Raw genomic sequence first — 13,163 nt, 5'->3', positions numbered from 1 at the left:
CTCCTAATGAGTGTTTGCGGGCGCTGTGTTCTATCTACTTTTACGTAAGGCGCAGGTAGGATGTCTTTCTGCGCCGTACCAGAGCCATTTGGGCATGGGTGATATGCGCCCGCTGCATGGCAGAAAGTAACCACGTTGGCCTTATAAATAAGGTATGAAACGACGCGGAGGCAGGTCGTGGACGTGGCGCAGGATGACGTTTTCAGACCTCAATTGTGGCCATTGGGCGGCGGCCCTCTGTGGCCAAAATGACGATGAGGGATTGGCGGGTGTTCGCCTTTTGTGCTAAGCGGTTGGGACGTGAATAAAAAAAGAGGGCAGTGATGCGGGTATTGGGCATAGATCCAGGGCTGGTGAACATGGGGTGGGGGGTGATTTTGGTGAACGGATCACGCTTGACCCATGTGGCCAACGGCGTTTGCAAGTCTGGCAAGGGCGACTTGGCGCAGCGTTTATTGGCGCTGCATGATCAACTCGTCGCGGTGATTGCAGAATTTGCGCCGGATGCCGCTGCGGTCGAACAGACATTTGTGAATTCTAACGGTGCGGCGACACTGAAGCTGGGCCAAGCACGCGGTATCGCAATGCTGGTTCCGGCACGTGCTGGATTGGCGGTGGGGGAGTATGCCCCGAACGCAATTAAGAAGGCAGTCGTCGGGGTTGGTCATGCGGATAAGGCACAGATCGCGCATATGATAAAATTGCAACTACCGGGCGTTGAACTGGCAGGGCCGGATGCGGCGGACGCATTGGCGATCGCGATTTGTCATGCGCATCATTTGCAGTCGGCGTCGGCGAGAGTGAAGGTCGTCAAGCCAGCAGTGCGCGAGGAGGTCGTGCCAGTGGTGCGCAAGGAGGTCGTGCCGACGGCGCGCAAGGAGAACGTAGCATGATAGGACGCATCGCTGGACGGCTGGAATATCGTGCCATCGATCATGTTCTGATCGACGTCAAAGGTGTGGGTTATATCGTCTTCGTCAGTGACCGCGTCATGGCGACGTTGCCGCGTGTCGGCGAGGGGGTTTCGCTTTATACCGACCTGCTGGTGCGCGAGGACTTGTTGCAATTGTTCGGGTTCACGACCTTGGTCGAAAAGGAATGGCACCGTTTGTTGATGTCGGTGCAAGGGATCGGGGCGAAGGCATCCTTGGCGATACTGGGGACGTTGGGCGCAGATGGTGTCAGCCGATCGATTGCGATGGGTGATTGGGCGGCAGTGGCCACGGCTAAGGGCGTCGGGCCGAAGACGGCCAAGAAGGTTATTCTGGATTTGAAGGATAAGGCGCACGGCGTCATGGCGATGGCCGGAACGGCAGCTGGTGCTGCGCCTGCGGCGGGCGGGGGCGCGTCGGTATCTGCTGACGCAGAGACCGACACAGATATGCACGCCGTGGTCGACCGCTATGATGGCACCGCTGCGGGCAATGGCGCTGCACAATCTGAAACACTTTCAGCCTTGAGCAATCTTGGATATGGCCCGTCCGATGCTGCTGGCGCTGTGGCACAAGCCGCGGTCGAAAATGATGGGGCGGATACGGCGACGCTGATCCGTGCTGCGCTGAAATTGCTGGCACCGAAGGGGTAAGCGATGACCGAACCTGACCCATCGCTGGAGCCTGAACGTCAGTCTGAGGACATTCCGCGTGAAAACGATCGCGCGTTGCGGCCGCAGATGTTGTCCGAGTTCGTCGGGCAAGCAGAAGCGCGGTCCAATTTGGCGGTGTTCATTGAAAGTGCCAAAATGCGCGGCGAGGCGATGGATCACACGTTGTTTCATGGGCCACCGGGACTTGGCAAAACGACACTGGCGCAGATTATGGCACGTGAACTGGGTGTCGGGTTTCGCATGACGTCTGGGCCTGTTCTCGCCAAGGCGGGGGACCTTGCAGCGATTCTGACCAATCTCGAAGCGCGTGACGTGTTGTTCATCGACGAAATTCATCGGCTTAATCCGGCGGTGGAGGAGGTTTTATATCCTGCCTTGGAGGATTTCGAGCTGGATTTGGTGATTGGCGAGGGGCCAGCGGCGCGCACGGTGCGGATCGAATTGCAGCCTTTCACGCTGATTGGTGCGACGACGCGGATGGGCTTGCTGACGACGCCACTGCGGGATCGGTTTGGCATCCCGACGCGGCTGGAATTCTACACCATTGAAGAACTGCACAAGATCGTCACGCGAGGGGCGCGTTTGATGGGCGCGCCTGCCACACCGGACGGCGCACAAGAGATTGCCAAACGGGCCCGTGGCACGCCACGTATTGCAGGGCGATTGCTTCGCCGTGTGGTGGATTTTGCGATTGTTGAAGGCGACGGGACTGTGACCCACGCCATCGCCGATAGTGCGCTGACACGGCTCGGGGTGGATCATCTTGGACTGGACTCTGCGGATCGGCGATACCTCAGGTTGATTGCGGAGAATTATCAGGGTGGGCCTGTTGGGATCGAGACCATGTCAGCGGCGTTGTCGGAGTCCCGCGATGCGCTGGAAGAAGTTATTGAGCCGTATTTGCTGCAACAGGGCCTGATCCAACGCACCCCGCGTGGTCGCATGCTGGCGCAAAAGGCGTGGACGCATTTGGGCATGGCGGCCCCAAAACCGCCAAGCGATTTGTTTGGCTGCTAAGAGCCCTGCGGGGCGAGTTTTTTTGGCCAAGATGAAGGGGGAACCTTTCGCTTGGCCGCAAATCCCTTATCTAGAGTGCTATGATGGATAATTCTGAAATAGAGCCTTTGTTCACCCGTGCTGACGGCGCGTATCTGTGTGCTCGTTGGGGGCGCCCGATTGTGCCAGTGATCTTCGGGGTTGAGGACGAGACGATCAGCCTGTTGAAGGGCGCGTTTGAGGCGGTGTGCGTTTTGGCAGGTCACACAATGGCCGAGACTGACCCGGAGTTGGGTGCCAATGTGATGATGTTGTTCTGCCGTGAGTGGGATGATTTATCGGCCGTGCCTGATCTGGATCGATTGGTGCCGGAATTGGCGGACTTGGTCGTACGGTTGAACCAGGCGGACGCGAACCAATACCGGATTTTCCGGTTTGATGACCAAGGTGCTATTCAGGCCTGTTTCATATTCCTGCGCATGGACGACCAGCTCAGCGAGGTCCCCGCCGACACGCTGGCGTTGTCGCAAGCCGTGCAATCAATTGTGCTGTGGTCGGATTTTGCGTTCAGGGATGCGTCGCCGTTGGCGATGGTGGGCGGCAATGCAGTGCTGCGCCCGGATATCGCGGGCGTGATCCGTGCGGTTTATGATAAGGTGATGCCAGCTGTTGCACACGACCCAAGTCACGCGTTGCGATTGGCCGCGCGGATTGAGGTTTTGCAATGACCCATCGGTTCCCCTTGCGTGTGTATTATGAGGACACAGATTTTGGCGGTATCGTCTATTACGCCAATTACCTGAAGTTCATCGAACGCGGCCGCAGTGAATGGGTGCGTGACATGGGCATAGATCAGGTCGCGCTGAAACGGGATGAGGGTGTGGTGTTTGCCGTGCGCCATATCGAGGCGGACTATTACTCGCCCGCGCACTTTGATGATGAATTGGTTGTGAAAACAGCTGTTGAGGCCGTCACCGGAGCGCGATGGATCGTGCGCCAAACGGTTGAGCGCGGCGGTGAGGTGTTGTTCAGCGCACTTGTCACGGTTGTTGCGATTAATGAGGCAGGCGCGCCAACGCGTCTTCCGGCGGCTTTTCGCCGAAATCTGAACTGAAAACTGCGCGAAATCGCCAGTTTACGCGCGTTTTGTTGGTAATCGGTTGCAAACTGGGCTACATATGGTGGCAACGAGAGGCCAAAATCGGTCCGTTAGAGCAGAGCAGGCGTTATGGAAGCAGCTACAGATTTCACCATGTGGGGCATGTTTGCCCACGCAACCATCCCCGTTCAATTCGTTATGATTTTGTTGATCATCGCATCCGTGTGGTGCTGGGCCGTGATCGTGGACAAGTGGGTTCAATACCGCAAAGCCCGCGCCGAGGCCCGCGTATTTGATGAGGCGTTCTGGTCTGGTAATCCGTTGGATGAACTTTTCGACCGCATCGGTGCCACGCCAAAGGGCCCGTCCGAGAAGATATTCGCCGCTGGGATGTTGGAGTGGCGCAGGTCGCACCGACAAGACGGCGGATTGATTGCAGGGGCCACAGCGCGGATTGATCGGTCCATGGACGTGGCGATTGCCAAAGAAACCGAACGGTTGCAGCGCGGATTGACCGTGCTGGCGACGGTTGGGTCATCTGCGCCGTTCATTGGGCTTTTGGGCACTGTGATGGGCATCATGAACGCATTTATCGAGATTGCCGAGCAGCAGAACACCAACCTGGCCGTCGTGGCCCCAGGTATTGCCGAGGCACTTTTGGCGACGGGTTTGGGTCTGATGGCGGCTATTCCCGCCGTGATCTATTACAACAAATTTAGCGCGGATGCAGACCGTGTCGTCAGCGGCTACGAAGCCTTTGCCGACGAATTTGCGACCATTCTTAGCCGACAGTTGGATTCCTGAGCCGTGGGCGCGGGGTTGATCAAACATGACGAGGGTGGCGGTAGACGTGCGCGTCGCCGTGGGCGTAGGTCCATGCCGATGAGTGAGATCAACGTCACGCCGTTTGTGGATGTGATGTTGGTGCTGTTGATCATTTTTATGGTTGCCGCACCGCTGTTGACGGTCGGCGTTCCGGTGCAATTGCCGGAAACGGCGGCCAATGCACTGCCAAGCGATGATGAAGAGCCGCTGACAGTCACACTGACCGCAGAGGGCGAAGTTATGATCCAAGCGACCGTCGTGGCGCGCGCGGACCTGATCGCGCGTCTGCAAGGCATCGCGGTGGAACGTGACGGCGACCGGATATACTTGCGCGCGGACGGGGCCAATGCGTGGGATGACGTCGCACAGATCATGGGGGCGCTGAACGCGGCTGGGTTCAACAATATCGGTCTGGTGACAGACATTGGTGGCCCCACTTTGGATGGGCAAGACGGGTAAACGCAGATGAGCCCTAAATGAGCATCGGAACCACTCTTTCAGGCACGGGACACGCGGTTTTCATCGTGTGGATGGTCGTGGGCTGGGGCCTGTCGTCTGATCCGCCCCCATTCGAGGTGATGGATGTGTCGGTCGTGTCCGGCGCTGACTTTGCGGCGATGACCCAAGGCGTGCAGCCGGATTTACCGCCCAGCGAACCGGCAGCGATCGAACAGCCCGTGGTGGATGCAACGCCGCCCGCACCCGTGGAGGAGACCCCGCCAGAGGTGGCAGAGGTTCCGACACCCGTGGCTTCGCCAGCCGCCGAAACACCGCCCCAAGCGCCTGAACTGGTTGCGCCAGAAACGGTTGTGACAGACGTGGCACCCGACATTCCAGACATGCCGCAGATCATCGCACCCGCGCCGTCCGCCGAGCTTGGCACCAGCCAGCGCCCCGTTCCGCGCGCTACACCGCGCGTCGCACCCGAAATCGTCGCCCCGCCGGAACCCGATGCCACCGTCGCACCAGAAGTGACGCAGGCCGCGACCGAACAGGTGGACGCGCCGGTAGAAGACGTTGTTGAACCAGCTGAGGAAACCACGGCACCCGAGGCTGCTGCAGATCAGATTGTGACTGAAGCCGAAGAGCCAAGTTTTGCGCCCGAGATTTCATCGCGGCCACAAACGCGGCCGCAGCGGGCGGCGGCGCCTGTTTTAGAAACACCCACTGAGGATGCTGTTGATCCCGTTGCGGCCGCTTTGGCTGCGGCTGGCGCCGTGGAAACGCCGACACCTACGTCGACACCCACACCGACGCCTGGATTGTCTGGGGGGCAGTTGTCGGAAGGCGACAAAACGGGATTTTTGCGCCAGATCGGAAACTGTTGGAACACTGGCACATTGTCCACAGGTGCACAGAACACGATTATTGATATGGTTTTTGACATGACACCCGATGGACGCCCCGTTGCCGCATCCGTGCGACTTGATAATTTCTCTGGTGGCAATGCGGCGGACGCTGATGCTGCCCTACAAACGGCGCGGCGTGCTTTGCTGCGGTGTTCCGGTGACACTGGGTATGATTTGCCGCGTGATCAGTATGCGCAGTGGCAGCGGGTCATTTTGACGGTCGATCCAACAGCGATGCGCCAACGATGAAATATGCCAGATCCCAATCCCGATTTTTCGCAGTGATCCGCGCACCGAAAAACTCCCCGTTGAAGTTACGGGCAATCCAGTGAGTATAGGCGACATGATGACCAATTTTTTGACCCTTTTTGCGGCGATTATGCTCGCCTTTGTATCCATAACGCCCGCATCGGCGCAGGAACCATTGCGGTTGACCCTGCGCGACGGCGTGATTGAGGCCTTGCCGTTTGCATTGCCGACGTTCCAATCGGAAGTTGCCGGCTCTGAGGGCATGGCCGCAGACATCAGCCGTGTCATTACTGAGGATTTGAATGGCACGGGCCTGTTCCGTCAAATCCCCGCGTCCGCGTTTATTTCGACCCCTGCCAGTTTTGGCAGCGCGATTGCATTTCCTGACTGGCGCGCCATCAATGCGCAAGCCTTGGTGACGGGTGCGGTGGCGGTGAACGGCAATCAGGTGACGGTCAAATTCCGCCTGTATGACGTGTTCAGCGGCGGCGAAATGGGTGAGGGGCTACAATTTGCGGGTACAACCGATGGCTGGCGTCGCATGGCCCATAAGGTGTCCGACGCCGTTTACAGCCGGATCACAGGCGAAGCCGGATATTTCGACAGCCGCGTTGTTTATGTCGCGGAAACCGGCCCCAAGGACGACCGCGCGAAGCGTCTGGCGATCATGGATTATGACGGCGCGAATGTTCAATACCTGACCGACAGCAGTGCGATTGTTCTGGCGCCGCGGTTTTCGCCAAGTGGGGATCGGATCCTTTACACGAGCTATGAAAGCGGATTTCCGCGTATCAATATTTTGGATGTCGCCACTGTCGTGCGCCAGCAAATGACGACCGCGGCTGGCGAAATGGCATTCAGTCCGCGCTTTAGCCGTGATGGGCGGCAGGTGATTTATTCACTGGCTAATGGCGGCAATACTGACATCTACCGCACGGACTTGGCGACAGGTCAGAACACGCGTCTGACCAACACGCCCGCGATTGAAACCTCACCGAGCTTTAGCCCTGATGGATCCCAGATCGTGTTCGAATCTGACCGCTCTGGCACCCAGCAACTTTATGTCATGTCCGCAAATGGCGGCGAGCCGCAGCGCATTTCCTTTGAAAATGGTCGATATGGGACGCCCGTGTGGTCGCCGCGCGGTGATTTGATCGCGTTTACCAAGCAGGAATCAGGGCGGTTCCACATTGGTGTGATGCGCACCGACGGCACCGAAGAACGCCTGCTGACGTCGTCATTTTTGGATGAAGGCCCGACGTGGGCCCCCAATGGGCGGGTGATCATGTTTGCACGCGAAACCCAAGGGTCGGACGGCACTACGGGATTGTATTCAGTGGACATAACGGGTCGCAACCTGCGCCGCGTGACCACACCGCAAGGCGGGTCCGACCCGTCATGGGGGGTGTTGCAAAGATGACACATCGGCAATCACGGATTCGCGATTCTCAATTTCATTCGGGCGTGCTAAGCTGCATCAACGAGCACACATAAGAATAACGGGACATACCCATGAAACACTTTATTAAATTCGCCTTGCTGATCGGCATTCTCACTTTAAGTGCCTGTACCAACGCCGACAGATTCAACAATTCTGATGCCGTTGATCTTAATGGCGCAAACGGGGCCAACGATATCAACCAATCTGCGCTTGATGGGGTCAACAACCCGTCCAGCCCGCAGTTTTTCAGCCAGACCATTGGCGATCGCGTGCTGTTTGAAGTCGACACATCGACGCTGACAGCCGTGGGCCGCAATACCTTGGATGGTCAAGCAGGTTGGTTGTCTACGAATTCCGACTATCTGGCCGTGATCGAAGGCCATGCCGATGAACAAGGGACGCGCGAATATAACCTCGCACTGGGTGCACGTCGCGCCAATGCGGTGCGCGAATATCTGATTTCCAGGGGATTGGCATCAAGCCGTATTCGCACGGTGTCTTACGGCAAGGAACGCCCCCTTGCGGTCTGTTCCGAAGAATCATGTTATGCGCAGAACCGCCGCGCAGTGACGATCATCTCCATCGGCCAAAATAGCTAATTCGATCCGTCGATGTGCCACGTTCGGGGGAACGATATGTTAAGAACACTAGCCCTTATTGTCGTAATGGCCGCCCCACCCGGGGCGGCTTTTGCACAGGATCAGACACTGGCAGATATCCGCACCCAACTGTCCGTCTTGTATGGTGACCTGAATGCGTTGCGCAGCGAATTGGTTACATCTGGACAGTCCGGGCAGGGGATCGCAGGGGCCACGCCGCTGGATCGCCTAAATACAATCGAAGCCGAACTCACCCGCCTGACATCAAAAACCGAAGATCTGGAATTTCGCATCACCCGCATCACCCGTGATGGGACCAACCGTATTGGCGATCTGGAATTTCGGTTGTGCGAACTTGAGGCGGGCTGTGACATTGGCTCCCTTGGCGACACGCCGAGCCTTGGTGGTGTTGACCTAGAACCCACGGGTCCCGCACTTGAAACGCCCTTGGCGGGCGGGCCGTCGCTGGCGATTGGAGAACAAGAAGACTTTACGCGGGCGCAGGAGGCGCTCGCCTCCGGCAACTTTCGCGGCGCCGTTGACCTCCTTGCGACCTTCAATGAGACCTATCCGGGTAGCCCAGTAGCCGCCGACGCACATCTGTTGCGGGGCCAAGCCTATGAGCAAATGGGTGAGACAACGAATGCTGCGCGCGCCTATTTGGCCGCATTTTCCGGTAATCCTGAGGGCCCACTGGCCCCAGCTGCCCTGACCAAACTTGGTCAATCCCTTGCTGCCTTAGGCCAACAACAGGACGCCTGCGTCACATTGGGCGAAGTCGGCACACGGTTTCCTGGCGCACCCAAAGTGGGTGAGGCACGCCAAGCGATGGCAAGCTTGGGATGCGGCTAACGCTTAGGGATCGGTTTCGGGATCAGATCAACGGGGTATTGGTTGATCCATGGGACACGGGGCTTGTCGTTCTTGCGGTATCCGGTGGCAGTGATTCTACAGCATTGATGCATCTTGCGGCGGGATCGATTGATCGCGCGCGTTTGCACGTCATCACGGTGGATCACGGGCTTCGTGGCGTTGCCGATGAGGTGGCTTTGGTCGCAGCGCAGTCGGAAGACTTGGCTCTAAAACACAGCGTTTTGAACTGGCAGTGGGACGGTCAAGGCAACCTTCAGGCAGCAGCGCGGATCGGTCGTTGGGCGGCAATCGCGCAGTGGGCGGCTGACCAGCCCGCAGATGTGTGTTGCATGACGGGCCACACCCATGATGATCAGGCAGAAACGGTCTTGATGCGTTTGGCACGTGGGTCAGGTGTGGCAGGATTGGCCGGAATGCAATCGGTCGGTGCTACGCCGACAGGGCTGCGGATTTGCCGACCACTGCTACAAGAAACCCGCGCGGATTTACGGGCGTGGTTGTCAGAACACGGTGTCACATGGTCGGATGATCCGTCCAACGATGACTTGCGGTTTGATCGTGTCAAAGCGCGCGGCATGCAGGACGCTTTGGGCGAACTTGGCCTCACATCTGATCGCCTCGTGCAGACGGCCGCGCACATGCAGGCGGCGCGGCGGGAAATGACGGATTATGCGGCGATGATCGCGCAAAGCCATATCACGCAATCCGTTGGTGACGTGGTGTTTCCGGCGACGTGGCCCAACCACGGTGATGTGGCGATCCGCCTGTTTCGCCACGCGTTGCATTTTGTAGGTGGCGGAGTCGGGTGCGGCGGAGCTGGCGGTGGGGATTATCCCCCAAGGTCTGACGCGACGCTTTCATTGTGGCAGGCCGCGCAAGACGGGCAGGGCGGCACATTGCACGGATGTCTGGTCAGCGTCGAAGACGACCATTGGCGGATTTCGCGCGAGGTGGCCGCGACGCCCGCTCCGACGTCGTGGCCCAACCGAAATCGCGACCTTAGGTGGGACAATCGCTGGTTGTTATCCGAAATTTCAGGCGCAAATACGCAAGGTGATTTAACCGTACGCGCTTTGGGTGACGCCATCAAAGACGTGCCAAACTGGCGCGATGTGGGTTTGCCGCGCAGGTCCCTTATGGCGAGCCCTGCGGTATTTGAGGGCGAATCGTTGGTCGCGGCCCCGATTGCGGGGCACCAAAGCGGATTTGACGCGCGCATTGTCGCGGATTTCGCATCTTTCCTGCTTTGCCGTTGAACTCACACCCCAAGCCTCTATCTTAGTGGGGAGGAAACCAAACCTGTGGTTTGCGTTCTAGATGTTTTTCTAAAGGAGTGTCGCTTTGGGCAACGCACGCAATTTGGCCTTCTGGGTCGTGCTTTTCGTTCTGGTTATTTCGTTGTTCAATTTGTTTGGCAACGGACAGGGCGCAACGGAAACCAACGAAAAAAGCTATTCGGAATTTGTGCAGGCGGTTGAAGCCGGCGCAGTCGTAGACGCCCGCATCGACGGTGAGAAGCTGTATTATCGCGGGTCCGACAACCGGACCAACTCAACCACCTTGCCACCCGATGCAGAGGTCACGAACCTGTTGCTCGACAACGGTGTGACGCTGACAGCGGAGTCGCAAACGCAATCGGGTCTGACAACATTCCTAGTCAGCCTGCTACCCTTCTTGTTGCTGATCGGTGTGTGGATTTATTTCATGAATCGCATGCAAGGCGGCGGCAAAGGCGGGGCGATGGGCTTTGGTAAATCCAAGGCTAAGATGCTGACCGAAAAGTCCGGACGCGTGACGTTTGATGACGTGGCGGGCATTGATGAGGCCAAGGAAGAGCTAGAAGAGATTGTTGAATTCCTGCGCAACCCGCAGAAATTTTCGCGCCTTGGTGGTAAGATTCCCAAAGGTGCGCTGCTTGTTGGCCCTCCCGGTACGGGTAAAACATTGCTGGCGCGCGCGATTGCGGGCGAAGCAGGTGTGCCGTTCTTTACGATTTCCGGTTCTGACTTCGTTGAAATGTTTGTCGGTGTCGGTGCATCCCGTGTGCGCGACATGTTCGAGCAAGCCAAGAAAAACGCGCCCTGCATCATTTTTATCGACGAGATTGACGCCGTTGGTCGCGCACGTGGTGTTGGCATGGGCGGTGGTAATGACGAACGTGAACAGACATTGAACCAGCTGCTGGTCGAGATGGACGGTTTTGAGGCCAACGAGGGCGTCATCATCATCGCGGCGACCAACCGTAAAGACGTGCTCGACCCTGCATTGCTGCGTCCGGGCCGGTTTGACCGTCAGGTCACCGTGGGCAACCCAGATATCAAAGGCCGCGAAAAAATTCTTGGTGTGCATGCCCGTAAAACCCCGCTTGGCCCTGACGTTGACCTGCGGATCATCGCACGTGGATCGCCTGGATTTTCGGGTGCTGACCTTGCCAACCTCGTGAACGAAGCGGCACTTACTGCGGCGCGTGTGGGGCGGCGTTTCGTGGCGATGGCGGATTTCGAATCCGCCAAGGACAAGATCATGATGGGGGCTGAACGCCGCTCTATGATTATGACCGACGCGCAAAAGGAAATGACCGCCTACCATGAAGCGGGTCACGCGGTGGTTGGGATCACGATGCCTAAATGTGATCCGGTTTATAAGGCCACGATCATTCCGCGCGGTGGTGCGTTGGGTATGGTGATGAGCCTGCCTGAGATGGACCGGCTCAATATGTTCCGCGATGAATGTCACCAACGTTTGGCGATGACGATGGCGGGCAAAGCGGCTGAGGTCATCAAATACGGTGAAGATCAGGTGTCGAATGGTCCGGCGGGCGATATCCAGCAGGCCAGCCAATTGGCGCGCGCGATGATCATGCGCTGGGGCATGTCTGACAAGGTCGGCAACATCGACTATTCTGAGGCCCATGAAGGCTATTCCGGCAACACAGGTGGTTTTTCAGTCTCGGCCGATACCAAGGGCATGATCGAGGAAGAAGTTAAGTCGTTCATCGAGGCGGGTTTCCAGAAAGCGATGGAAATTCTCAAGGAAAAGAACGTCGAATTTGAACGCCTTGGTCAAGGTTTGTTGGAATACGAAACGCTGACAGGTGCCGAGATCAAGCGCGTGATGGCGGGCGAAACGTTGAACCGCGATGACGACGATGACGGTATGGATATTCCACCGGCGTCCGGCAGTTCGGTTACGGCGATCCCGAAGACCAAACCACGTAAGCCCAAGGGCAACGGGGACATGGAACCGGAGCCGTCGGCGTAAACCCACGGTACTTTGATACGAAAACAGCCCCCGGTCCGAAAGGTTCGGGGGTTTTTCGTTCTGACGTTGATACGCGATGTCACAAGATTTGGCTTGAGCCTGCGGCTACTTCGCGCCACGTTCGCGCGCAAAGGAGACTTGTGATGCCCGCACTCAAACCTACCCACTATACCGCTGAGGTCGTCTGGCTAGGTGCTGTGATGACGGGCGACCGCAAAGGCTTAATGGCACCCGCCCGCGACACGTTGGAGTTTACGTTTGCGGGTGTGTCAGGTGCGTCCCATGCCGGTTTGACGCGGCCGTCGTGCGTGCGCGTAAAGTCTCAATTTGCCAAGGGCACGCCGATCAGGAATGAGCGCCAGCTTAGCATTGTGAGCCAAGAGGAGCTTGACCAGATTGCGGCCAAGATGGGCGTCGATGCGGTGGACCCCGCACGTCTGGGCGCGACGATGGTAATTAAAGGCATTGCCGATTTCAGCCATGTGCCGCCGTCATCGCGGCTGCAAGCGCCCAGCGGCGCCACGGTGACCGTGGATATGGAAAACCGGCCTTGCCAGTTTCCGGCGATGTCCCTGCAGGTGGATCATGGTGATAGCGCGAAAAAGTTTAAATCTGCCGCCAAAGACCGCCGCGGTGTGACGGCATGGGTCGCAGCAGAGGGGCGTGTGAGGGTTGGTGATGTTCTGACATTGCACATCCCCGACCAGCCAGCTTGGACACCTTAGTGCGCAAATCCCGCCCGCCGCCGATTCCGACAGCGAAAATGTCGTTATCGCGTCCCATAATTTGTCGCAGCCGTGATTAGGGTGTGCCAACGCGCACCAAAACCAGTGAGCGCCCAAATTACACCGGACGCTTCGTCCAG

At 58.0% G+C, this 13,163-nt stretch carries 14 protein-coding genes; all 14 read left to right on the top strand.

The annotated features are described in order from the left end of the window. Nucleotides 1–323 precede the first annotated feature (323 nt). Nucleotides 324–893 (top strand): crossover junction endodeoxyribonuclease RuvC, encoded by a 570-nt coding sequence (ruvC, locus tag OA238_RS17590; RefSeq protein WP_015496217.1) that lies wholly within the window; start codon nt 324–326, stop codon nt 891–893. After that, entirely contained in the window at nt 890–1,585 is a 696-nt protein-coding gene (gene ruvA, locus OA238_RS17585; RefSeq protein WP_015496216.1) for a Holliday junction branch migration protein RuvA, read from the top strand. Before ruvC ends, ruvA begins: the two co-directional genes overlap by 4 nt. A 3-nt stretch (nt 1,586–1,588) precedes the next feature. Beyond that, nucleotides 1,589–2,623: a Holliday junction branch migration DNA helicase RuvB gene (ruvB, locus tag OA238_RS17580; protein WP_015496215.1), complete on the top strand. Its 1,035-nt coding sequence runs from the start codon at nt 1,589–1,591 to the stop codon at nt 2,621–2,623. An 80-nt stretch (nt 2,624–2,703) separates the two neighbouring features. Next, the gene (locus OA238_RS17575) at nt 2,704–3,330 is read left to right on the top strand and encodes a hypothetical protein (RefSeq protein ID WP_015496214.1); all 627 of its coding nucleotides are present in this window, start codon (nt 2,704–2,706) and stop codon (nt 3,328–3,330) included. Next, entirely contained in the window at nt 3,327–3,716 is a 390-nt protein-coding gene (gene ybgC / locus OA238_RS17570; RefSeq protein ID WP_015496213.1) for a tol-pal system-associated acyl-CoA thioesterase, read from the top strand. Before OA238_RS17575 ends, ybgC begins: the two co-directional genes overlap by 4 nt. Before the next feature lie 114 nt (nt 3,717–3,830). Beyond that, complete coding sequence (gene tolQ / locus OA238_RS17565) at nt 3,831–4,505, top strand: protein TolQ (protein WP_015496212.1); 675 nt, start codon at nt 3,831–3,833, stop codon at nt 4,503–4,505. A gap of 3 nt (nt 4,506–4,508) precedes the next feature. Then, nucleotides 4,509–4,985 (top strand): ExbD/TolR family protein, encoded by a 477-nt coding sequence (locus OA238_RS17560; protein WP_044037091.1) that lies wholly within the window; start codon nt 4,509–4,511, stop codon nt 4,983–4,985. A gap of 17 nt (nt 4,986–5,002) precedes the next feature. Then, on the top strand, nt 5,003–6,124 hold the full coding sequence (locus OA238_RS17555; RefSeq protein WP_015496210.1) for a hypothetical protein: 1,122 nt from the start codon (nt 5,003–5,005) through the stop codon (nt 6,122–6,124). A gap of 97 nt (nt 6,125–6,221) precedes the next feature. Then, on the top strand, nt 6,222–7,544 hold the full coding sequence (gene tolB / locus OA238_RS17550; protein WP_085982767.1) for a Tol-Pal system beta propeller repeat protein TolB: 1,323 nt from the start codon (nt 6,222–6,224) through the stop codon (nt 7,542–7,544). A 92-nt stretch (nt 7,545–7,636) separates the two neighbouring features. Beyond that, entirely contained in the window at nt 7,637–8,164 is a 528-nt protein-coding gene (gene pal, locus OA238_RS17545; RefSeq protein WP_015496208.1) for a peptidoglycan-associated lipoprotein Pal, read from the top strand. A gap of 36 nt (nt 8,165–8,200) precedes the next feature. Next, a complete protein-coding gene (ybgF, locus tag OA238_RS17540) occupies nt 8,201–9,016 on the top strand; it encodes a tol-pal system protein YbgF (RefSeq protein WP_015496207.1) in 816 nt (271 codons plus the stop codon). Then, nucleotides 9,007–10,293, top strand: coding sequence for a tRNA lysidine(34) synthetase TilS (gene tilS / locus OA238_RS17535; RefSeq protein WP_015496206.1), 1,287 nt, complete (start codon nt 9,007–9,009; stop codon nt 10,291–10,293). Before ybgF ends, tilS begins: the two co-directional genes overlap by 10 nt. 85 nt (nt 10,294–10,378) lie before the next feature. Next, nucleotides 10,379–12,298, top strand: coding sequence for an ATP-dependent zinc metalloprotease FtsH (gene ftsH / locus OA238_RS17530; protein ID WP_015496205.1), 1,920 nt, complete (start codon nt 10,379–10,381; stop codon nt 12,296–12,298). Nucleotides 12,299–12,441: 143 nt separating this feature from the next. After that, a complete protein-coding gene (locus OA238_RS17525; RefSeq protein WP_015496204.1) occupies nt 12,442–13,023 on the top strand; it encodes an MOSC domain-containing protein in 582 nt (193 codons plus the stop codon). Nucleotides 13,024–13,163: the final 140 nt, after the last annotated feature.

This window comes from Octadecabacter arcticus 238 (assembly GCF_000155735.2).
Classification (GTDB): Bacteria; Pseudomonadota; Alphaproteobacteria; order Rhodobacterales; family Rhodobacteraceae; genus Octadecabacter; species Octadecabacter arcticus.
Note: the sequence above shows the minus strand (reverse complement) of the source record. Positions and strands in the feature narration are given on the sequence as shown.